The sequence below is a fragment of the Pseudomonas shiyinii genome (assembly GCF_056725765.1).
Map to the genome: position 1 here is coordinate 2,007,266 of NZ_CM161522.1, position 21,527 is coordinate 2,028,792.

A 21,527-nucleotide genomic window follows, 5' to 3' on the forward strand; every position below is an offset into this window, starting at 1 on the left:
ATGCCAATGACCCCTACCGAACGGACCCTGCGCCAGGAACTGGCGGCCTGCTACCGCCTGATCGCGCATTTTCGGATGACCGACCTGATCTTCACCCATATCTCCGTACGCCTGCCTGGGCCGGAGCATCACTTCCTGATCAACCCCTACGGCTTGCTGTTCGACGAGATCACTGCCTCGAAGCTGGTGAAGATCGACCTGCAGGGCAACCCGGTCGAGCCTTCGCCCTATCCGGTCAACCCGGCCGGTTTCGTCATTCATGGTGCGATCCATGGCGCCCGCGAAGACGCCCAATGCGTGCTGCACACCCATACCCGCGCCGGCTGCGCGGTCGCTGCGCTCGAGTGTGGGTTGCTGCCGCTCAACCAGATCGCCATGGAGTTCTATGGCCGGGTCGGCTACCACGCCTACGAAGGTATCGCGCTGGACCTGGACGAGCAGCAGCGGCTGGTGGCGGATCTGGGTCAACACACGGTGATGATCCTGCGCAACCACGGCTTGTTGACGGTCGGCAGCACCGTGGCCGAGGCGTTCCTGCGCATGTATTACCTGGAGAAGGCTTGCGAGATTCAACTGGCAGCGCTGCAGGCCGGGCAAGTGATCGTGCCGCCGCATGCGGTATGCGCGCACACCGAGCGGCAGTTCAACGAGCCGGCGCGGCCGTTGAAGGCCGGGGAATTGGCGGACCTGGATGGCAATGCCTTGGCATGGCAGGCGCTGTTGCGGTTGCTGGAGCGGGTGGCGCCGGATTATCGCGATTGAGCCAGGCGCCTGGGTAGCGAACGGGCGTCCGCTACCTCGCGGTCGGGGAGTCAGCGGGCATCGGGGACGATGATATGGGCCGGTGCCTGTGCGGCACGGCCGCGGGCGACCCAGTAGTACAGCAAGCTAGGCACCACCAGGCCGATCAACCAGGACACGTCGACGCCGCCCAGGTGGGCGACCATGGGGCCGGTGTACAGCTTCGTATCGATGAACGGCATCTGCACCAGCACGCCAACGGTGTAGACGATGATCCCTGGCCAGTTCCAGCGCCCATAGCGGCCTTCGGGGTCGGCCAGGGCCGGGATGTCGTAGCGCTCCTTGGTGATGAAGTAGTAGTCCACCAGGTTCACCGCGCTCCAGGGCACGAAGAAGGTCAGCAGGAACAGGATGAACGACTTGAACGCACTGAGGAACGAATGCTGGCCGAGCAGGGCGACGAGCGTGGCGGCGCCGACGATGCCGAGCACGAACACCAGGCGTTGCAGGCGGCTGATCTGCAGGTGGCCACGGAACCCGCTGATGATGGTGGCGATGCACATGAAGCTGCCATAGGAGTTCAGCGTCGAGATGGTTACCTTGCCGAAGGCGATGCTGAAGTACAGCAGCGCGGCTGTGGTGCCAGCGCCCCCCAGGCCGACGATGTACGCCACCTCATGCCCGGAGAACTGCCCACCGGCAATGGCTGCGGCGAACACGCCGAGGATCATCGAGGCCTGGGCGCCGATCACCGACCCCAGCCCGGCGGCAAGGAACGTCTTGACCGGTGAGGTGCTGCTGGGCAGGTAGCGCGAGTAGTCGGCCACGTAGGGGCCGAAGGCGATCTGCCAGGAGGCGGCCAGCGACACCGCGAGCAGGAACGAGGCCCAGGTGAAGTGGCGGTTGTCGAGCAACTGGCCGATGTCGGCCAGCATCAGGATGCGGCTGAACAGGTACATGAAGGCGATGATGCCGAGCACGCTGGCCACGCGGCCGATCCAGTGGATCACCCGGTAGCCGGCGAGGGTGGCGAGCACGATCACCCCGGCGAAGATCAGGATGCCGCTGCTGTCGCTCACGCTCAACAACTGGCCGATGGCCTGGCCGGACAGCACCGTGCCGGTGGCGGTGAAGCCCAGGTACATCAGGCACACCAGGGCCATGGGAATGGCCGCGCCGTAGACCCCGAACTGCACCCGGCTGGAGATCATCTGCGGCAGGCCCAGGCGCGGCCCTTGGGCGGCGTGCAGGGCCATGACGGCGCCGCCGATCAGTTGGCCGAGCAACAGGCCGAGCAGCGACCAGAACACATCGCCGCCGAGTACCACGGCCAGGGCACCGGTGACGATCGCGGTGATCTGCAGGTTGGCTCCCAGCCACAAGGTGAATTGGCTGTACACGCGTCCATGGCGTTCAGCTTCGGGGATGTAGTCGATCGAGCGCCGTTCGATCACGGGTTTGCTGGACATGGGGCACTCCGCTTGTTTGTTCTTGTGGGGGCGGGCGGCCATCTCGACGGGAACGGTGGCCTGTGTGCGATATGAGCATGTATAGACAAGTAAGGTCAAGTGAAGCTTGACACGGTTCGTTTGGCCCCTGTCCGTTGGCCCAGACGCCTTGTCCGCACGACTGTTGCGCAAGGCTGGCACCCAACTGTGCTGGTCCGTGGGAAAACAAAGGCCTTATGCTGTTACGAAATATGTCTAGAAAAGCCTGAAGAAGGAAACTGCAATGCCAGTCAAGGACCTGCTGATCGCCCTGGTGGTGATCATCGCCTGGGGCGTGAATTTCGTGGTGATCAAGGTTGGCCTCGATGGCCTGCCGCCCATGCTGCTCGGGGCCTTGCGGTTTGCCTTGGTGGCGTTTCCGGCGGTGCTGCTGGTCAGGCGCCCGAAACTGCCCTGGCGCTGGCTGGTCGCCTATGGCGTGACCATTTCCCTGGGACAGTTCGCTTTCCTGTTCCAGGCCATGTACAGCGGCATGCCTCCGGGGCTGGCGTCGTTGGTGCTGCAGTCCCAGGCATTCTTCACCCTCGGGTTCGCCGCGCTGTTTCTTGGCGAGCGCCTGCGCCTGGCCAGCCTGCTGGGCCTGTTGGTGGCCGCGGGCGGGTTGGTGCTGATCGGCAGCGAGGACAGCAGCCATGTACCGTTGCTGGCCCTGTTGCTGACCCTGTGCGCGGGCGCCATGTGGGGCATGGGCAACATCATCACGCGCCGGTTCGGCTCGGTGGATCTGGTGGCCCTGGTGATCTGGGGCGGTTTGATACCACCGCTGCCGTTTCTGGCGCTGTCCTGGTGGCTGGAGGGGCCTGAGCGTATCGGCCATGCCCTGGCCAATATCGGCTGGAGCTCGGTACTGGCCCTGGCCTACCTGGCGTTCGTCGCCACCATGCTTGGCTACAGCCTGTGGAGCACCTTGCTGTCGCGGCATCCGGCAGGCAAGGTGGCGCCGTTTTCGCTGTTGGTGCCGGTGGTCGGCCTGAGCTCGTCGGCCTGGCTGCTCGATGAACGCTTGAGTGCGGTGCAGGGGTGGGGCGCGGTGCTGGTCATGCTGGGGTTGCTGATCAATGTGTTCGGGCCTCGGGTAGGGCAGCGGTTGCGGGCGGTGAGCGTTCAGTAGAGGGTTTATGCGAGATCACGCGGGCGGCGCGCGATCTCGCAATCGCCGAACATGGCAGATCGTCCTATCAATGAGACGAACCATGCCATTTTTGCCGTCTACCGCAACATTGGTTCCATAGGTAGTGTTACACCCAGCCATCTGAGAGAGGAGACTTCTCATGAAAAAGATTCTGGGTATCCACCGCAGCCCCCACGGCCATTGGGTCGGGGATGGCTTCCCGGTTCGTAGCCTGTTCACCTATGACAACCTGGCGCGCCATATCAGCCCGTTCTTGCTGCTCGATTATGCTGGCCCCCATGATTTCACGCCGACCACCGCGCGGCGCGGAGTCGGCCAGCACCCGCACCGGGGCTTCGAGACGGTGACCATCGTCTACCAGGGCGAACTGGAGCACCGCGATTCCACTGGCGCCGGTGGCCTGATCGGCCCGGGCGATGTGCAGTGGATGACGGCCGCCAACGGCATCCTCCACGAGGAATTCCATTCGCCGGCCTTCGCCCGCAGCGGCGGCACACTGGAGATGGTGCAACTGTGGGTCAACCTGCCGGCCCGTGACAAGCGTGCGCCTGCGGGGTACCAGACCCTGCTGTCCACGGACATTCCGGAGGTGTCGCTGGAAGGCGAGGCCGGTAGCCTGCGGGTGATCGCTGGTGCCTACCAGGGCCATCAAGGTCCGGCGCGGACCTTCACCGCCATGGACGTCTGGGACCTGCGCCTGAAAGCGGGTGCCCACCTGCAACTGCCGATCGCCGCAGGGCGCAACGCAGCGTTGGTGGTGCTGCGCGGTAACGTGCGTGTCAATGGCGAGCGCGAGGCGGGTCCGGCCAGCCTGGTGCTGCTGGAGCGCGATGGCGAGCATGTGCAGGTCGAGGCGCTGGACGAAGTGAGCCTGCTGTTGCTCAGCGGCGAGCCGATCGACGAGCCCATCGTTGGTTATGGCCCGTTCGTGATGAACAGCCAGGCGGAAATCGCCGAGTCGTTCGCCGACTTCCAGGCGGGGCGGTTTGGGCAGATGGTGGGTGAGCAGTAAAGGGGCCGCTTTGCGGCCCATCGCGGGGCAAGCCCGCTCCTACAGGGCCCTGTAGGAGCGGGCTTGCCCCGCGATGCTTTTTGCCCACTATCCAGACTGGCGCCAATGCACTTCAGTGATCCCGTAGCGCTCTGCCACGGGCTTGCTGACTTTCTTGATCTTCTCGCGCCCGTATCGCCCGATACGGGCCACCCCCGCATCGCAACTGGCCCAGTGCCAGGCCTCGGCGTTGTCCATCCGCTCGGCTCGGATCACGAAGGACTTGTGCTGGCCGTGCAGTTCGTAGTCGATCACGAAGAGTTTTGCATCGATCATCGGGTATCCACATCCCTTGCGCTGCATCGAGGGCTGGCCAGGTGCAAGACATTCCATGGCCTATCCGTGGGAATCGTGACGGCGCACAAAAGTTTGAAAAAAGTTCGTTTCCAACGACGAACGGTGGGCGCTGACCGTCCGTCGCACAGTGCCTGCAGCCGATCGAACGGCTGGAGCCTTGCGGCGCTCTTCCTCTAAGGTGCTAGAGGAATTTGCGCGGCTGCATTGTTCAGGCGAATGGACCACCGCTTGAACATGCGCAATATCAATTGGCACTTCGCCAACATAGGGCGTACTCACACACAACAGGCCATCCAGTACAGAGAGGGTCGAACCATGTCGTTGATAGGTGTTTCGCTACTAGAGATGCGTCAGCTGATCGAACAGGCCTGCCTGCCGGACCGCTGCGAGGTAACCTGCCCGGACGGTGTCAGCCTGAACATCCGTCTGGGCCAAGGGGAGAGCCTGGACGATTGCCTCACGGTCAGCGGTATTCCCCTCGACAGCCTCAACAGCTGTCGGGACCTGCACGAGCTGGTGACCCAGTTGCGTCAAGCGCAACGCCTGGGCCACAGCGCCGCGCTCAAGGCCATCGCCTGACGGCCACCGCGACCCGGTCAGCCGAGGCTGGCCGGGCGCACGTATTCCGGCATCAGGCCGTTGAACCAGAACAGGATCATCGCCACCAGGATGGTCACCAGCAGCAACAGCCCCACCCCCCAGACGCAGGTCGCGAACAGCATCGCCTGTTCCTTGCGCAGGCGCAGGAAGGTCTGCAACCCTCCGTACAACAGCACCGTGGCATAGGCCGAGGCCGCCAGCAGGGCCGCTACCGCCAGCCAGCGCATGGGTACCAGGCCCACCACACCGGCAACGAACCAGGGCGTGGCGCAGTAGGCGGCGAAGCCGATGCATTGGTTCAGGGTCGGCTGGGTGTCGAAGCCACGGGACATCCAGCGGATCATCACGCCCATCAGCATCACGCCGACCACAGTGGTGGCATACAGCAGGCCTGCCAGTTGCGCGGCGCTGCCCATGCTCAGGCGTACCCGTTCCTCGGCGGCCAGGCTCCAGCCGAAGGTGGTGGTGCCGACGAACAGGCACAGCGCGGGGATCAGGGCCAGGGCCAGCAGGCGTGGCAGGTACTGTTGCGGATGGGCTTCCTCGGCGCGGCGGATATCCAGCCAGGCGGCACCGGGGTGGGTGAAGAGCTTGAGCAACGGACTGTTCATGGCGTTCTCCTCGAGGGCAGGCGTGTCCTCTTTTTATGGAGAAGCACAAAGGGCCCAGGGTTCAGGCGAACTGCGGGCCGTTGATCGCTTATTGCAGCTCCAGCACCAGGTTCATGCCGCCATCCCCGCACTTGGCATGGTCGCGCACCACGCCATGATAGCTGCGGCCATCCCACTCGAAGGCCACGCTGTGGGCGCGGTCGAGCTTGTCCGGCAGCGGTGGGTCGATGTGCAGGCGCAGGGCCGGGGACCCCTGCAGGTTGAGGGCAGCGAGCTGGACATGGCACTCCACGCGTTGGGCCACGGGGCCGAACAGGGTGTCACGGACGAAGTCCAGTTCCAGGCAGGCGCAGGGGGCACGGTAATAGGGCTTCATGGCAGGTATGGCCGCAGCGGGAAAATCATGGCTGGCTCCTCGAACAAGGAATCGCGGGGTATCGATCTTTCGAAGCCTATCGGACGATAGCGTTCAAATTTATTTCACCCCTTGGGGCCTGTGCGGGCGCATTCGCGGGTAAACCCGCTCCCACAAGATGTGCGGCGATCCCTGTGGGAGATTACCCAGCCCTTCGGGCTGCGCTGTCGCGCAGAGAACAAGCGGCCAATGCTGCCCCTGTGGGAGCGGCGGTGCGGCGGTCCGACTTGTCCCGCGATCAAGGGCGAAGCCCTTGCCAGGCACGGTGATCTCGGGCGGCTCCGCTCACACAGGGATTTCGCAAGTTTTGAGAGCGGCGCAATCTCGGTGGGAGCTGGCGACAGCCTGCGATGGGCTGCAAAGCAGCCCCAAGCCTTCAAACGGTGGATTAAGGGGCCGCTTTGCGGCCCATCGCAGGCTGTCGCCAGCCACAGGGTGCCGCAAATCAAATGGTCATGCGTTGTTCTATGAGAGCGGGTTTACCGGCGAATGCGTCATCATGGCTGGCGCTCGGCCACCGCCCTGAGGGTTCTCAACGTCACCAGCGGTGCATCCACCACGAACCGGTTGGCCAGCCAGCCCGGCACATCCCCGGCGGGGTCGGCCTGCAGTTGGTAGGTGACTTCGGTTTCTTTCTCGGCCAGTGGATGCATCGTCCATTCCCCACGCAGCCGCCGCACACGGATCAGCCCCGGCACGGCCGGCACCTTACCGGGTTCGGCGCTCAGGTGGCGCACCAGGGTACCATCGTCCAGGCGCTCGGTACGCACCCGCAGCACCATGTCCCGCGGCTGTGCCGGCCAGGGCAGGTCGGTGACCAGGTACACCCAGGTGCTGTCGCCTTGGACATCCAGCAAGCGCATTTCGGCGCAGGCATACAACCATTTGCAGGCCACCCGCAGGTTCTCCTGCAGGTCGGTGAGCGTGCGCACGCTCGCCTTGATCCGGGTGACGCCGCGAAATGCCTGGTAGGTCGAACCCTCGACACGGCTCAGGTATACATCGACGCCGTCTTGCCGTTGCGCCAAGTGCCAGTCGTCGGCCAGCGTCACCAGGGCCAGCAGCAGGAGCAACAAAGCGAGCAGGCGGGGAAGGGGCATGGGCAGTGGCCGGAGCGAAACGGAGCGGGTTCCTGAAGTATGGCCAGAAACACGAAGCCCGCCATGAAGGCGGGCTCGTGGACATCAGCCTGGGCTCAACGCTGTGGGTTGAGGGTCAGGTGCGCGTGGCGGTTGACGTCCTTGTACAGCAGGTAGCTGAACGGGCCTGGGCCGCCGGAGTAGCAGGCTTGCGGGCAGAAGGCGCGCAGCCACATGAAGTCGCCGGCCTCGACCTCGACCCAGTCCTGGTTCAGGCGGTATACCGCCTTGCCTTCCAGAACGTACAGGCCGTGTTCCATGACGTGGGTTTCAGCGAACGGAATCACGCCGCCCGGCTGGAAGGTCACGATGTTGACGTGCATGTCGTGGCGCATGTCGGCCATGTCGACGAAGCGGGTGGTGACCCAGCGGCCTTCGGTGCCCGGCATCTCGATGACGGTGGCATCCTTGCGGTGGGTGACGAAGGATTCTGGAACCGGCAGGCCTTCGACCTTCTGGTAGTGCTTGCGCAGCCAGTGGAAGGTGACGTTGGCCTTGCTGTTGTTGCGCAGGCTCCAGTCGGCACCCGGGGCCAGGAAGGCGTAGCCGCCAGGCACCAGGGTGTGGTGCTTGCCTTCGACGGTGATGTCGATCTCGCCTTCGACCACGAACAGCACCGCTTCGGCGTTCGGGTCCAGCTCAGGGCGCTCGCTGCCGCCTTCAGGGGCGACTTCGACGATGTACTGCGAGAAGGTCTCGGCGAAGCCGGTCAGCGGGCGGGCAATGACCCACATGCGCATCTTGTCCCAGAACGGCAGGTGGCTGGTGACGATGTCACGCATCACGCCCTTGGGGATGACGGCATAGGCTTCGGTGAACATGGCACGGTCAGTCAGCAGCTCGGTTTGAGCCGGGTGCCCACCGTGGGGGGCGAAGTAGGAATGATTCGACATGGACAGTCTCGACTTGTTGTTCTTTCCCCGTGCCGTGTGCCGCACCGGCCGGTGCGCCGCAGGGGAGGCCTGGACAGAATATGGGCCTTTGCCTGGCATCCACAAATTAAATGTTGAAATGTCCGGTATTTATTCGATGAATGCCTGCGTTCAGTGTGGTTTCTCGTCGCAACCAGTGCTTTGCCTTCACGCGTCGGCCGCTTGAGCGACCATCAACAACGATTGCGGCACCGGGCTTTGCGGATGCTGCGGCTCCTGCAGGCTGGCCAGGCGGAACCCGGCCAGGTCCAAGGCATTCAGCCAGCTGGAGAGGGTGCGCAAATACCAGGGCATCGGCGTCCATTGCCCGGCGAACCCGGCGAACGTTTCCTCGCGCCAGCCATCCTGGTAGTCGCCTGCGGCCATGCTCCAGGGGTGCAAGGTCTGGATGACCAGGGCACCGCCGGGGGCGAGCAGGCCATGCAGGGCGCAGAGCAGGGGGATGATGTCCTGGTGCAGCAGGGCGAAGTTGGCACAGACCACGTCATAGCCATGGCCCACGTCTACCTGCGCTTCGGCCAGCTGTGCGTAGCTGGCCAGGTGCACAGGCGCCGAGCCTGCGCCGCGCGCAGCCTCGACCAGCGTCGCATCGCCGTCCACGCCTGTCGCCTGGATGCCGCGCTCGGCCAGGGCACGCAGCAGCCAGCCCTCGCCACAGCCCAGGTCCAGGACCCGCTGCGGCTGGCGACCCATCAGCGCCAGAAGGATGGCTTGGTCGGTGACTTGGCGGCGGCTTTCGATGGCGCCGCTGCGCACGGCCTGGATCCAGGCCTGGGCGTTGTGCTGCCAGCTGCCTTGCAGCGTGGTGTCGGGCGTGGGCATCGCATGTGGTCCTGGTGGGGCATGTGCCAAGGATAGGCCAGGTGGAGTAACCCTGGGCAACGGCTTCTGGCATGATGCACTCAGCCTGTCCATTCGAAAGTCAAATCCTGAACATGACTGAAAGCGTGAAATCCAATAGGTCGATCTACGACCTCGACCTGCTTCGGGCCGTGGTGATGGTCGCTGACTGCGGCAGCTTCACCACCGCGGCCACCCGGTTGCATTCGACCCAGTCGACGGTCAGCCAGAAGGTCCGGCGGCTCGAGGAGATGGTTGGGCATCAGTTGCTCGACCGCAGCAACCGCGAAGTGCACCCTACCGATGCCGGCGAAACGCTGCTGCGCTATGCGCGCCATCTGCTCGCGGTCAGCAATCAGCTGAGCGAGGCGATGTCGGGCGGGGTCACGCTCACCGTGCGTATCGGCCTGCCGGACGACTTCGTCGCCAGCAAGACCGTTCCGGCGCTCGCGGCCTTCAACCGCAAGCACCCGAAGGTCAAGCTGGAGATCACCGGCGGCCTGAGCCGCGACCTGATGAGCAGTTATGACCGCGGCGAGCTTGATCTGGTACTGGTCAAGCAGCGGCGGCACAGCCGCGAGGCCAACGCCTGCCAGCCCGAACGCATCGAGTGGATCGACAGTGCGCAGTACCCCTGTTTCGCCCAGGACCCGATCCCGTTGGTGACCTTCCCACCGCGGGGGCTCTACCGCGATGACATGATCAGTGCGATCGAGGCCATGGGCCGCAGCTGGCGTATCGGCTTCACCAGTTCCAGCCTTGCCGGTATCCAGGAAGCCGTGGCCAATGGACTGGGCGTGAGCCTGCTGCCCTCGCGGGTGGTCACGCCGGGGCATCGGGTATTGGGTGCCGAGGACGGTTTCAAGCCGATCAAGGTTTTCGAGGCGGCGATCTACCATCGCCCCACGGCCGACCCGATGGTCAAGGAACTGGCGGATATCCTGACCGGCATCCTGCGCGCCGAGGCCAGCGAAGGGCCCTGAGGCCGGCCTGCCCACCGCTGCGGTATGGCAAGGGCTTCGCCCCTAATCGCGGGACGAGCCTGCTCCTATAGGGGAGGAATTGCCTGCCCCGGGTACGTAGTGCCCGGTTGGGGCGTTATACTCGCGGCTCGTTCCACTGTATCCGAGTATTTCCATGGGTCTTTCCACAACCGCCACACCCGAGCCGCGCCGCCTGGGCGCGCCATTGTTCGCCCTGGGCCTGCTGCTGGCAGGTGCCTGGTTCCTCAACCTCAATGCCGGCCTCAACCAGGTGCTGCTGCTGATCGTCGGTGCGGCCCTGGGCCTGACGCTCTACCATGCTGCCTTCGGCTTCACCTCGGCCTGGCGGGTATTCATCACCGAGCGTCGCGGGGCCGGCCTGCGTGCGCAGATGGTCATGTTGGCCCTGGCCGTGCTGCTGTTCTTCCCGGCCTTGTCGGCCGGCAGCCTGTTCGGCACACCGGTCAAGGGGCTGGTGGCGCCAGCGGGTGTCTCGGTGGTGTTCGGGGCATTCATCTTCGGCATCGGCATGCAGCTCGGTGGTGGCTGCGCCTCGGGCACGCTGTTCACCGTCGGCGGTGGCAATGCGCGGATGCTGGTGACCTTGCTGTTCTTCATCATCGGTTCGGTGACGGCCACCCATCACGTCGACTGGTGGTTCGCCTTGCCGTCGTTCCCGGCCACCTCCATCGTCCAGGCCTGGGGCGTGGTGCCGGCGCTGATTGCCAGCCTGGCCCTGTTCGGGCTGATCGCATGGGTCACGCGGGTGCTGGAAACGCATCGCCATGGCGGGCTGGAGGTGCCCGCGCCGAGCGAGCACCAGGGCCTGCGCCGCTTCCTGCGAGGGCCCTGGCCGCTGGTGTGGGGCGCCATTGCACTGGCGTTGCTGAACTACGCCACCCTGGCCTTGGCCGGTCGCCCGTGGGGGATCACCTCGGCGTTCGCCCTGTGGGGTGCGAAGACCTTGGGTGGCCTGGGTGTCGACGTCGGCAGTTGGGCATTCTGGCAGATGCCCGCCAACGCCAAGGCGCTGGCCGCACCTTTGTGGCAGGACGTCACCACGGTGATGGACCTGGGTATCGTGCTCGGTGCGCTGCTGGCCGCGGGCCTGGCCGGGCGTTTCGCGCCGAGCCTGAACATTCCGCTGCCATCGCTGGTTGCCGCAGTCATCGGCGGCCTGTTGCTGGGCTACGGCTCGCGCCTGGCCTATGGCTGCAACATCGGCGCCTATTTCAGCGGCATCGCGTCGGGCAGCGTACATGGATGGCTGTGGCTGGTGGCGGCCTATAGCGGCAACCTGGTCGGTGTACGCCTGCGCCCGCTGTTCTTCGCTGGCGAGCGCCGCGCGCCGGCCTTGAGCGGCTGCTGAGACTCACCGCCCCGCCATAGGAGTGGCTGGGGCGGATGTTCAAAAAGCTAGTAATACGCTTTAGGTTGTTTATCTAACTGATTGAAACTAAAAGGCTATCTTCGCGCAAGGGCATGCTGCACACATTGTTCGTAGTAGGTCTGCTTGATTGCGCTCGGCTTGAGCCGCGAGCGACTGTTGTAGGTTTGTTCGGTAATGCCGAATGCCGTCATGCGCATCCACGGCTTGGGAAACCGCCGTGTCTGCAGTTTCTTGCGCGTGGCATACAACGTCACGCCGGAAAGCTTGGCCTGTTGCGCTTCGGCGGCGATCTGCGAACCCCAGTTACAGACGTGCCGATCGTTCTGGTTCAAGGCCCTGGCCTGGGCGCCGAGGGCGACCGTAGCCATTACGCAGCCAGCGATCGTTGCTAGAAATGCCCGCATGTTGCTGTCCTAAGCTTATGAAGGAGAAGGAAGTTTGCCTTCGCCTTGCACGGCCGGGGGCCAGCAGTTTGCCGTCAGTTTTTGAAAAAAGTGATCGTGAGGCAGGCACATGCCAGCCGCCCGCTTCCACGGGAAGTGTTCTGGGACCAGCAGAGGGTGACCGGGGAAGCGGGAGGCGGCATTGCACCGCCCCACGATCGAAAACCTAACGAAGAGGAATCAGGCAGCCTGGTTGCGCTTGCCCTGGGACTTGCGCACCTGGGTACGGCAGGCTTCGCCGAAGGCTTCGAAGATCCGGATCGAGTCAGGGTTCTTCGCAGCTTGCCATTCAGGGTGCCACTGCACGGCGAACAGGAACGGCGAAATGCTCGGGGCATGGATGGCTTCCACCAGGCCGTCTTCGGCGTGGGCGATCGGCTCGATGCCTTTGCCCAGCGTGTGCAGGCCCTGGCCATGCAGCGAGTTGACGCGGATCTCGTCGGTGCCGAGCTTCTCACGCAGCCAGCTGCCTGGCTTGATCTTCACGCTGTGCACGGCCTGGTACTGGACATCGACCGGGTCTTCGGGGTTTTCCCGGTGGTCGTTGAAGCCAGGTTCGGCGTAGACCTTCTGGTAGATGTCGCCGCCCAGGGCGACGTTGATTTCCTGCATGCCACGGCAGATGCCAAAGATCGGCAGGCCACGGGCGATGGCCATCTTCACCAGCGGGATGTCGAACAGGTCGCGATCCTTGTCCTGGGCCTTGCCTGGGGTCTGGTTCTCCTGGCCATAGAGGGCCGGGTCGATGTTGCTGCCCGCGCCGGTCAGGTAGACGCCGTCGGCCATGTCCAGGTAGGTCTCGAGGTCTTCGGTGCCGCAGCAGGTGGGCACCAGGACCGGGACGCAACCGGCGAACTCGACCAGCGGGGTGATGTATTTGTGGGTCATGACCTGATAGTCATGGCCTTTGCGCTCTTGGGTGCCCATGGTCATCAGGACGACGGGTTTGCGCAGGGAGGGTTGCTTGTTGCCAATGTTGCTGTTGGACATATGTCACCTTGGGACAGGTTCTACCTGTCGTTGTTGTGCAGGCGCACGGCCTGGGCCTGTGTGCGGCCTGGAGCCCCGAGCACTGCCGGCTCGCCAGGCAGGCGATTCCGGTCGGGGCTTGATTCATAGCTTGCCAGAGCCGTTCGATATGTCAAACGAGTGACGGTGGGTAAAGGCGCCGTTTTTCGGGGGTTGTAGGGGCTGGAGGCCTGAGGTAACAAGGGTTTGGCGGGGATTTTGGTCAATAATATTTAACGATGCAGTTGGGTCTTTGCGTGAGTGCAATAAGCGCCGGCGAGCAATAGAGGCGTTTGCGCAAGGCGGTGGACTACTCGCAGCCGTGCCAATACGGCCCAGGCTCCGCTTGCTTCGTAGGAGCTGGCGGAGCCTGCGATGGGCCGCAAAGCGGCCCCTTGAGTCGGAATAGCTCCACCGTTTGAAGGCTTGGGGCTGCTTTGCAGCCCATCGCAGGCTGTCGCCAGTTCCTACGAGGTTGTCACCCATCAATCAGTGCAGGATCTGCTTGAGAAACGCCTGTGCCCGCGCGGTTTGGGGGTGGTTGAAGAACACTTCAGGCGGGCTGTCTTCGATGATGTGCCCGCCCTCGAGGAACAGCACGCGCTCGGCGACCTGCCGGGCGAAGCCCATTTCATGGGTCACGCAGAGCATGGTCATGCCGGTGCCGGCCAGTTGCACCAGCACGTCCAGGACCTCGGCGACCATTTCCGGGTCGAGTGCCGAGGTGGGCTCGTCGAACAGCATGATCCGCGGCTTCATGCACAGCGCCCGGGCGATGGCCACGCGCTGCTGCTGGCCGCCGGACAGTTGGCTGGGGTACTTGTGTGCCTGGCTCTCGATGCCCACCTTGCTCAGGTACATGCGCGCCCGCTCTTCGGCGTCCTTGCGCGACAGCCCGCGCACGCTGGTGGGCGCCAGCAGGCAGTTGTCCAGCACGCTCATGTGCGGGAACAGGTTGAAATGCTGGAACACCATGCCGATCTCGCTGCGCACCTGGGCCGCCTGGCGGCTGGTGGCGGCAAGGTCGATGCCGGCCACCTGGATGCTGCCTTGCTCGGCGATCTCCAGGCGGTTGATGCAGCGGATCAAGGTCGACTTGCCGGAGCCCGAGGGGCCGCACAAGACGATGCGTTCGCCTTCGCGCACCTGCAGGTCGATGTCGTGCAGTACATGGAAGGCACCATAGTGCTTGTTCAGGCCTTCGATGCGGATCAGCACCGGGCGCGGGTCGGGTTCGGGGGCGAGGCTGGCAAGGCTCAGGGGGGCGGCGGTCATCTTGTTGTTCTCCCGCGTAGGTTCAGTCGAAGCGTGCGGCGCTGTAGGGCGCCGGATCGGTGAAAGGCTCCTGGCCTGTGACCAGTTCGGCCAACAGGCGGCCGGTCACCGGGCCCAGGGTCAGGCCGTGATGGGCGTGGCCGAAGTTGAACCAGAGGTTCTTGTGGCGCGGCGCCGGGCCGATCACCGGGCGCATGTCCGGCAGGCAGGGGCGCCGGCCCAGCCAGGGGCGGTCGTCCAGGCGCTCGCCCAGGGCCGGGAACAGCTTGCGCGCCAGGGCTTCGCAGCGGCCCAGCTGGATCTCGTTGCCTGGCGCGTCGTGGGCGGCGAACTCGATGCCGGTGGTCAGGCGTACGCCCCGGGCCATGGGCGCCAGCACGTAGCCGCCCTGGGTATCGCAGATCGAGTGGGCCAGCTCGGCGCCGTCACGGGTGCTGTAGTGCATGTGGTAGCCGCGCTTGATCGCCAGTGGAAAGCGATAACCCAGCGGCTCGAACAGCTCGGCCGACTGCGGGCCGAGGCAGGCCACGACCTCGTCGGCGGTCACCGGGCCTCGGCGGCTGTCCACCTGCCAGTGCTCGCCCACCTGGCGCAGGCTGCGCGCATCGCCATGCAGGAACAGGCCGCCACGTTGGACGAACAGCGCGGCATAGCCGCGGGTCAGGCCGCCGGGGTTGGTCACGGTCTTGGGGTCCAGCCAGTGGATACCCCCGACCACATCGCCCTCGAGCTGCTGCTCGCGAGCCTGCAGTTGGTCGCGTTCGAGGACCTGGTAGCGCAGGCCATAGCGCGCCAGGGCCTGCAGGTCTGCCTTGGCCTGGGCGAACAGGCCAGGGTCGCGGTACACCTCGATCCAGCCCTTGGCCTGGACCAGTGCGCCGAGGCCGGCGGCGTCGATCAGCGCGTCATGTTCCTCGACGCAGCGTTGCACCAGCGGCAGCATGTCGGCCGCTGCACCGGCCAGGCGTCCGGGCGCCGACTGCTGCCAGTAGCGCAGCAGCCAGGGCGCGGCCTTGGGCAGGTGCAAGAGGCTGTAGCGCACGTCGGGCTGGCGGTTCAGGCCATAGCGCAGCAGCGCGCCCAGGCTGCGCGGGAAGGCGTAGGGGATCACGCTGGAGCGCTCGATCAGCCCGGCGTTGCCATGGCTGGTGCCGCTGCCCGGTTCGTCGCGGTCGATCAGGATCACCTGGCGGCCACGGGCCTGCAGGTGCAGGGCGGTGCTGACGCCGACGATGCCGGCGCCCAGGACGATGGTTTGGCAATGCATGGAGCGTATCCTTCGGTCAGTTCAGGTGGCGGCCCAGGCGGGCTTCCAGGTGTTTCAGGGCGCGTCTTACGATTTCCACGATCACCAGGTAGAGCACGGCGGCCCACAGGTAGATCTGGAAGTCGAAGCTGCGTGAGAAGGCCAGCTTGGTCACTCCCATCAGGTCGTACAGGGTCACCAGCGAGGCGATGGCGCTGGCCTTGATCATCAGGATCAGCTCGTTGCCCAGCGGGCCCACGGCCACCAGCAGCGACTGCGGCAGCACCACCTTGAAGAAGGTGGTCGAGCGCTTGAGGCTCAGGGCCCGAGCCGCTTCGTACTGGCCTGGCGCCACGGCCATGAGGCTGCCGCGGAAGATTTCCGCCTGGTAGGCGGCGGTGTTCAGGGTGAAGGCCAGCAGGGCGCAGTACCAGGCCTCGCGGAAGAACCACCACAGGCCCATGTCCTGCCAGAAGCCCTTGAGCGAGCCGAGGCCGTAGTACAGCAGGAACAGCTGGGCCAGCAGGGGCGAGCCACGGAAGAAGTACACGTAGCCGGCGGACAGGTGCTGCAGCACCCGGCTGCGCGACAGGCGCGCCAGGGCCAACAGCAGGCCCAGGACGGCGCCGAGGGTAAAGGAGATCGCCACCAGCTTGGCGGTCACCAGCAGGCCGTCGACAAAGCGCGGCCCGTAGCGCTCCAGGAGGTCGGGGTCGAGCACCATGGCCAGCAGTTGTTCGAAACTCATGCCCGGGCTCCTTGCAGGTGACGGTTGCAACGTCGTTCGATGAGGGCGAAGACCCGCCCCGAGAGTGCCGAGAACAGCAGGTAGCCCAGGCAGGCGACGCCATAGAAGAACATCGGTTCTTTGGTCACGCTGACGGCCAGGTTGGTCTGGCGCATCAGGTCGACCAGGGAAATGGTCGAGACCAACGAGGTGTCCTTGAGCAGCGACAACCAGTTGTTGGACAAGCCCGGCAGGGCGATGCGGGTCAGTTGCGGCAGCACCACCTTGAAAAAGCCGGTGCGTTGGCTCAGGCCCAAGGCCGAGCAGGCTTCCACCTGGCCCTTGGGCAGCGTCTTGAACGCCGCCAGCCAGATTTCGCTGGAAAAGGCCGCGAACACCAGGCTGAAGGCGATCATCGCTGCCAGGAAGGTGTTGATCAGCACTTCCCCTTCATAGCCCATGGCCGCCAGCAACTTTTGCGCGGCGATCTGGCAGCCGTAGTAGATGATCAGCAGGGTCAGCAGCTCCGGCAGGCCGCGGAACACGGTGGAGAAACTGGTCGCCCAGGCGCGTGCCGCGCGGTTGCGCGAGCGCGCGGCGAGGGCGACCAGCAGGCCCAGGGGCAGGCCGATGGGCAGGCAGGCCAGGGCCAGCGACAGGGTCACCAGGGCACCGGCCAGCAGTGCCTGGCCCCAACCACCGCTGGCCAAGGACAGCAAGGACAAATGTTCGAGCATGCAAAGTGCTCCTTTGCTTCAGCCTCACGCGATACCTGAGGGCAGCGAGGACCTTGTGGGAGCGGGCTTGCCCCGCGATGGCGTTGGCCCAGACGATGAGGGTGGGCCTGCCGACGCTATCGCGGGACAAGCCCGCTCCCACAGGGCACTGCAGCCCTGTTGAAGCGGGTGAGTCCGCAGGGTCAGTTGTAGATGTCGAAGTCGAAGTACTTGTTGGCGATCTTCTGGTAGGTGCCGTTGGCGACGATTTCGTCCAGAGCCTTGTTCAGGCGCTGGCGCAGGGCCTCGTCGTCCTTGCGCACGGCGATGGCGGCATTGGCCTTGGTGCCGTTGACATCGCCGAGGACCTTGCAGCAGTCCTGGCCGTTCTTGTTGACCCACTCGTGCAACGGGAACTTGTCGGCGATCACCCCGTCCAGGCGGCCGGCGGCGAGGTCGGCGTTGGCTTCGTCCATGGTCGGGTAGAGCTTCACGTCGGCACCGGCCTTGGCATACACGTCTTCGGCATAGATGGCCTGGGTGGAGGAGGACTGGGCGCCGACCGTGTAGCCCTTGAAGTCGCTTTGGGCATCGCTGATCGGGCTGTCCTTGGCCACCGCCACGGTCAGCGGGGTGCGGTAGTAGTGGTTGGTGAAGGCGATCTTCTTGCGCCGCTCCTCGGTGTCGATCATCGAGGCGACCACGGCGTCATACTTGCGTGCCATCAAGGCCGGGATGATGCCTTCCCAGTCCTGGGCCACCAGGGTGCATTCGACCTTCATCTGCGCGCACAGGGCATGGGTGATGTCGATATCGAAGCCGTGCAGCGTGTTGTCGGCGTCGACATAGTTGAAGGGCGGGTAGGCACCTTCGGTGGCGAACCGCAGGGTCTCAGCGCTGGCCGCGCCCGCCAGGAACAGGGCACACGCACCCACCACAGCCATGGTCTTTCTCATCTTGCACCTCTGAACGTTCACTCTTGCTATTGTTGTTTGCCCGCGGGCCACGAGGTGTAGCCGACGAACTCGTTATGTAGAGCGGCAGTTGCTTCCAAGCGTCTTTCAACATCAGGCCCCAGCTTCCTGCAGACCTCGTTGACCATCAGGTGCACCCACGACAGCATCGCCGAGGTGGATTCCCAGAAGAGATTGAATTCGGTGGGGATGCGGAACACCTCGTCGGCGTTGGCGTCGGCCCAGTCGCAGAAGGTGTCGGTCACCAGGGTGACCGGGATGCCGGCCTGGCGCGCCTTCTGGCACAGCTGCAGGGCATGGCGGGAATAACGGCGTGCCTCGAACACCACCAGCGCGCTGTCCTCGGCGCGGCCGAGCAGCACTTCGCCGAAGTGCCCGGCGCTGCCGTCGACCAGCTGCACGCCATCGCGCAGGTATTGCAGCAGGTGGCTCATGCACATGGCCACGCCGCGTTCGGTCTGGAAACCGGCGATGAACACCCGCGGCTTGGCCGCCAGGCGCTGGGCGACCTGTTGCCAGGCCTGGCCACGGCTGTATTCATGCACCCGGACCAACGCCGCGATCTCCAGCTCCAGGCTGCCGGAGCTCTCGCTGTCGTCCTGCCCCTGGCGGTATTCTTGCAGGCGATCACCCACCAGCCAGGGGCCATCGCCCAGGTCGCTCTGCAGGTCCTGCTTGAGTGCCTTGAGGTGGGCATAGCCCAGGGCGCGGCAGAAGCGGCCGACGCTGGACTCGCTGACGCCCAGCTTGGCGGCGATGCTCGCAGAGGTCTGGAACGGCAGTTCATGGAGGTTGGCGAGCATGTAGCTGGCGATCTTGCGGCCCGAGGCTGCGGTGCTGTGCAGGCTGTTCTCGAGGCGTTGCTTGATCGGTTGGCTCATGGTCGGCTCCGGGTGAGATGAGGCGTGGATAGAAAATGGATGTTTTCTGTCATCAAGTCAACAATTGACAGGTAGCTGTCATTCGCGGGACAGTTTTGCCCTTGCCTACGCTGTAGCCATTCCAATTCCAAGAAAGGAGCTCCAGATGTCCGCACCTTCCGCCAACCCTGTCGTGCGCGTGCCTTTCGCCGAGCTGCAGGCGCTGCTGCAACGGATCTTCCTGCATCACGGTTGCGCCGAGCCGGTCGCTGCCGTGCTGGCCTTCAACTGTGCCAGCGCGCAGCGCGATGGCGCCCACAGCCATGGGGTGTTTCGTATCCCTGGCTATGTCTCGACCCTGGCCAGCGGCTGGGTCGATGGCCAGGCCATACCCCAGGTGAGCGATGTGGCACCGGGTTACGTGCGGGTCGATGCCCGAGGTGGTTTTGCCCAGCCGGCCCTGGCTGCGGCCCGGCCCCTGCTGGTCGAGAAAGCCCGCAGCGCCGGGATCGCGGTGTTGGCGATCCACAATTCGCACCATTTCGCGGCGCTGTGGCCGGACGTCGAGCCGTTCGCCGACGAAGGGCTGGTGGCCCTGAGCGTGGTCAACAGCATGACCTGCGTGGTGCCACATGGGGCGCGCAAGCCACTGTTCGGTACCAACCCCATCGCCTTCGCTGCGCCTTGTGCCGGGCATGATCCGATCGTCTTCGACATGGCCACCAGCGCCATGGCCCATGGCGACGTGCAGATCGCCGCGCGGGCCGGCGAGCAGTTGCCGCCGGGCATGGGCGTGGACGCCCAGGGCCAGCCCACCTGCGACCCCAACGCGATTCTGGAAGGCGGTGCCTTGTTGCCATTCGGCGGGCACAAGGGCTCGGCGCTGTCGATGATGGTCGAGCTGCTGGCCGCGGCGCTGACCGGCGGGCACTTCTCATGGGAGTTCGACTGGTCCGGGCACCCGGGGGCGAAGACGCCGTGGACCGGGCAGTTGATCATCGTCATCGACCCGAGCAAGGCTGAAGGCGAGCGCTTCGCTCAGCGCAGCGGGGCGCTGGTGGAGCACATGCAGGCGGTGGGGCTGAGCCGTATGCCTGGAGAGCGCCGTTACCGCGAACGGGAGCTGGCGCAGCGTGAAGGGGTGGCATTGACCGAGCAGGAATGGCAAGGGCTCAAGTCGTTGGTTGAGTGACTCTGCCCAGGGCTTGAGGCGGGTGGTGGCTGTGGGATCGAGCGCCGCCCGCGCGGCGCTCGATCCCACAGGCGTCAAACGTGCAAAGCCGAACATGCAAGGCTGCATTGACACCCTTGCACATCAGTGATGTTCCTCCAGCGCCACTGCAGGTATCCTCGCAGGCAGCATTCCCCGAACTGTCCTGATCCAAGGAGCTGTGCGCTGTGTTCAAACATGTCGATGCCTATGCCGGCGACCCGATTCTCTCGCTGATGGAGACCTTCAAGGCCGACCCCCGTGCCGACAAGGTCAACCTGAGTATCGGCCTGTACTACGACGAAGCGGGCGTGGTGCCGCAACTGGCGGCGGTGGGCGAGGTGGAGAAGCGCCTGGCCGACCAACCCCACGAAGCCTCGCTGTACCTGCCCATGGAAGGTCTGGCCAGCTACCGCCAGGCGATCCAGGCACTGCTGTTCGGGGCCGACCACCCGGCCGTGACCGGTGGTCGCGTGGCCACCGTGCAGACCGTCGGCGGTTCCGGTGCGCTGAAGGTCGGCGCTGACTTCCTCAAGCGCTACTTCCCGCAGTCGCAGGTCTGGGTCAGCAACCCGACCTGGGACAACCACCGCGCCATCTTCGAAGGTGCAGGCTTCAAGGTCCACACCTACCCGTACTTCGATGCGGCCAGCCGTGGCCTGGACTTCGCCGGCATGCTCGGCGCGCTGCAGGCGCTGGAGCCGAACAGCATCGTCCTGCTGCACCCATGCTGCCACAACCCCACCGGCGTCGACCTGGACCAGAGCCAATGGCAACAGGTGGTCGAGGTGGTCAAGGCGCGCCAGCTGATTCCGTTCCTGGATATCGCCTACCAGGGTTTCGGCGAAGGCCTGGTGGAAGATGCCTACGCCATTCGCGAAATGGCCCGTGCCGGCGTGCCGTGCCTGGTGAGCAATTCGTTCTCGAAGATCTTCTCGCTGTATGGCGAGCGGGTAGGGGGCTTGTCGGTGGTCTGCGACGACGACGCCACCGCCCAGAGCGTGCTCGGCCAGCTCAAGGCCACCGTGCGCCGCAACTATTCCAGCCCACCCTGCCACGGCGCCCAGCTGGTGGCCGGCGTGCTGGGTGATGCCGGCCTCAACGCCCAATGGGTGGCGGAAGTCGAAGTGATGCGCAAGCGTATCCTCGACATGCGCCAGGGCTTGGTGGACCTGCTCGGCGAGCTGCTGCCAGGCCAGGACTTCCAGTTCTTCCTGCGTCAGCGCGGCATGTTCAGCTACACAGGCTTCAGCGTCGCCCAGGTGCGCCGCCTGCGTGACGAGTTCGGTGTGTACCTCATCGACAGCGGCCGGGTGTGCATGTCCGGGCTGCGTCCGGCCAACCTGCGTCGCGTGGCCGAGGCCTTCGCGGCCGTGCAGCAGGGCTGAAGCCTCGCCAGGGCACCTTCACGGTGCCCGGCAGGTTGTTC

At 65.0% G+C, this 21,527-nt stretch carries 23 protein-coding genes; 8 read left to right on the forward strand and 15 right to left on the reverse strand.

Features of this window, described 5'->3' with window-relative positions; genetic code table 11:
* The first annotated feature begins 6 nt into the window (after window positions 1-6).
* A complete protein-coding gene (locus ACXHGZ_RS09155; RefSeq protein ID WP_480463452.1) occupies window positions 7-762 on the forward strand; it encodes a class II aldolase/adducin family protein in 756 nt (251 codons plus the stop codon).
* A 50-nt stretch (window positions 763-812) separates the two neighbouring features.
* On the opposite strand, the gene ACXHGZ_RS09160 is transcribed toward ACXHGZ_RS09155, so the two are convergent.
* Complete coding sequence (locus tag ACXHGZ_RS09160) at window positions 813-2,210, reverse strand: purine-cytosine permease family protein (protein ID WP_480463453.1); 1,398 nt, start codon at window positions 2,208-2,210, stop codon at window positions 813-815.
* Between the two features lie 262 nt (window positions 2,211-2,472).
* Between ACXHGZ_RS09160 and ACXHGZ_RS09165 the strand changes: the two genes are divergently transcribed.
* Window positions 2,473-3,360 carry an EamA family transporter gene (locus ACXHGZ_RS09165; RefSeq protein ID WP_480463455.1) on the forward strand — a complete coding sequence of 296 codons (888 nt, stop codon included), beginning with the start codon at window positions 2,473-2,475 and terminating at the stop codon, window positions 3,358-3,360.
* Window positions 3,361-3,520: 160 nt separating this feature from the next.
* Window positions 3,521-4,393, forward strand: coding sequence for a pirin family protein (locus ACXHGZ_RS09170; protein ID WP_480463456.1), 873 nt, complete (start codon window positions 3,521-3,523; stop codon window positions 4,391-4,393).
* An 87-nt stretch (window positions 4,394-4,480) separates the two neighbouring features.
* On the opposite strand, the gene ACXHGZ_RS09175 is transcribed toward ACXHGZ_RS09170, so the two are convergent.
* On the reverse strand, window positions 4,481-4,708 hold the full coding sequence (locus ACXHGZ_RS09175; RefSeq protein ID WP_084857528.1) for a DUF6555 family protein: 228 nt from the start codon (window positions 4,706-4,708) through the stop codon (window positions 4,481-4,483).
* A gap of 336 nt (window positions 4,709-5,044) precedes the next feature.
* Here ACXHGZ_RS09175 and ACXHGZ_RS09180 point away from each other — a divergent pair, with 336 nt between their 5' ends.
* Complete coding sequence (locus ACXHGZ_RS09180; RefSeq protein ID WP_480463457.1) at window positions 5,045-5,308, forward strand: DUF1652 domain-containing protein; 264 nt, start codon at window positions 5,045-5,047, stop codon at window positions 5,306-5,308.
* A gap of 17 nt (window positions 5,309-5,325) precedes the next feature.
* Here the strand turns inward: ACXHGZ_RS09180 and ACXHGZ_RS09185 are convergent, their stop codons facing one another.
* From ACXHGZ_RS09185 to ACXHGZ_RS09205, 5 genes are all read right to left on the reverse strand, one after another.
* A complete protein-coding gene (locus ACXHGZ_RS09185; protein ID WP_196145299.1) occupies window positions 5,326-5,940 on the reverse strand; it encodes a Yip1 family protein in 615 nt (204 codons plus the stop codon).
* 88 nt (window positions 5,941-6,028) lie between these two features.
* Window positions 6,029-6,316: a hypothetical protein gene (locus ACXHGZ_RS09190; protein ID WP_084857532.1), complete on the reverse strand. Its 288-nt coding sequence runs from the start codon at window positions 6,314-6,316 to the stop codon at window positions 6,029-6,031.
* Window positions 6,317-6,852: 536 nt separating this feature from the next.
* Window positions 6,853-7,455 carry an START domain-containing protein gene (locus ACXHGZ_RS09195; protein ID WP_480463458.1) on the reverse strand — a complete coding sequence of 201 codons (603 nt, stop codon included), beginning with the start codon at window positions 7,453-7,455 and terminating at the stop codon, window positions 6,853-6,855.
* Window positions 7,456-7,550: 95 nt separating this feature from the next.
* A complete protein-coding gene (locus tag ACXHGZ_RS09200; RefSeq protein WP_084857535.1) occupies window positions 7,551-8,387 on the reverse strand; it encodes a bifunctional allantoicase/(S)-ureidoglycine aminohydrolase in 837 nt (278 codons plus the stop codon).
* Between the two features lie 186 nt (window positions 8,388-8,573).
* The gene (locus ACXHGZ_RS09205; RefSeq protein ID WP_480463460.1) at window positions 8,574-9,248 is read right to left on the reverse strand and encodes a class I SAM-dependent methyltransferase; all 675 of its coding nucleotides are present in this window, start codon (window positions 9,246-9,248) and stop codon (window positions 8,574-8,576) included.
* 113 nt (window positions 9,249-9,361) lie between these two features.
* Here ACXHGZ_RS09205 and ACXHGZ_RS09210 point away from each other — a divergent pair, with 113 nt between their 5' ends.
* Together ACXHGZ_RS09210 and ACXHGZ_RS09215 are read left to right on the forward strand one after the other, a co-directional pair.
* A complete protein-coding gene (locus tag ACXHGZ_RS09210; RefSeq protein WP_480463462.1) occupies window positions 9,362-10,249 on the forward strand; it encodes a LysR family transcriptional regulator in 888 nt (295 codons plus the stop codon).
* 154 nt (window positions 10,250-10,403) lie between these two features.
* A complete protein-coding gene (locus tag ACXHGZ_RS09215) occupies window positions 10,404-11,618 on the forward strand; it encodes a YeeE/YedE family protein (RefSeq protein ID WP_480463463.1) in 1,215 nt (404 codons plus the stop codon).
* A gap of 95 nt (window positions 11,619-11,713) precedes the next feature.
* Here ACXHGZ_RS09215 and ACXHGZ_RS09220 read toward each other — a convergent pair whose 3' ends face one another.
* The 8 genes from ACXHGZ_RS09220 to ACXHGZ_RS09255 all read right to left on the reverse strand — a co-directional run bounded on the left by ACXHGZ_RS09220 (window position 11,714) and on the right by ACXHGZ_RS09255 (window position 18,909).
* Complete coding sequence (locus ACXHGZ_RS09220; RefSeq protein WP_480463464.1) at window positions 11,714-12,043, reverse strand: hypothetical protein; 330 nt, start codon at window positions 12,041-12,043, stop codon at window positions 11,714-11,716.
* 219 nt (window positions 12,044-12,262) lie between these two features.
* The gene (locus ACXHGZ_RS09225; RefSeq protein ID WP_084857541.1) at window positions 12,263-13,072 is read right to left on the reverse strand and encodes a gamma-glutamyl-gamma-aminobutyrate hydrolase family protein; all 810 of its coding nucleotides are present in this window, start codon (window positions 13,070-13,072) and stop codon (window positions 12,263-12,265) included.
* Window positions 13,073-13,579: 507 nt separating this feature from the next.
* Window positions 13,580-14,365, reverse strand: a complete 786-nt coding sequence (locus ACXHGZ_RS09230) for an amino acid ABC transporter ATP-binding protein (RefSeq protein ID WP_084857543.1) — start codon at window positions 14,363-14,365, stop codon at window positions 13,580-13,582.
* Window positions 14,366-14,387: 22 nt separating this feature from the next.
* Window positions 14,388-15,632: an NAD(P)/FAD-dependent oxidoreductase gene (locus ACXHGZ_RS09235; RefSeq protein WP_324816012.1), complete on the reverse strand. Its 1,245-nt coding sequence runs from the start codon at window positions 15,630-15,632 to the stop codon at window positions 14,388-14,390.
* Window positions 15,633-15,648: 16 nt separating this feature from the next.
* Entirely contained in the window at window positions 15,649-16,359 is a 711-nt protein-coding gene (locus ACXHGZ_RS09240) for an ABC transporter permease (protein WP_084857546.1), read from the reverse strand.
* On the reverse strand, window positions 16,356-17,075 hold the full coding sequence (locus ACXHGZ_RS09245) for an ABC transporter permease (RefSeq protein WP_084857548.1): 720 nt from the start codon (window positions 17,073-17,075) through the stop codon (window positions 16,356-16,358). The genes ACXHGZ_RS09240 and ACXHGZ_RS09245 overlap by 4 nt, the downstream gene beginning before the upstream one ends.
* 182 nt (window positions 17,076-17,257) lie before the next feature.
* Complete coding sequence (locus tag ACXHGZ_RS09250; protein WP_480463467.1) at window positions 17,258-18,010, reverse strand: transporter substrate-binding domain-containing protein; 753 nt, start codon at window positions 18,008-18,010, stop codon at window positions 17,258-17,260.
* 26 nt (window positions 18,011-18,036) lie between these two features.
* Window positions 18,037-18,909, reverse strand: coding sequence for a MurR/RpiR family transcriptional regulator (locus tag ACXHGZ_RS09255; RefSeq protein WP_084857551.1), 873 nt, complete (start codon window positions 18,907-18,909; stop codon window positions 18,037-18,039).
* 145 nt (window positions 18,910-19,054) lie between these two features.
* On the opposite strand from ACXHGZ_RS09255, the gene ACXHGZ_RS09260 reads away from it, so the two are divergent.
* Both ACXHGZ_RS09260 and ACXHGZ_RS09265 read left to right on the forward strand, forming a co-directional pair.
* Entirely contained in the window at window positions 19,055-20,080 is a 1,026-nt protein-coding gene (locus tag ACXHGZ_RS09260; RefSeq protein WP_480463468.1) for an Ldh family oxidoreductase, read from the forward strand.
* A gap of 206 nt (window positions 20,081-20,286) precedes the next feature.
* Complete coding sequence (locus tag ACXHGZ_RS09265) at window positions 20,287-21,486, forward strand: amino acid aminotransferase (protein ID WP_084857555.1); 1,200 nt, start codon at window positions 20,287-20,289, stop codon at window positions 21,484-21,486.
* Window positions 21,487-21,527: the final 41 nt, after the last annotated feature.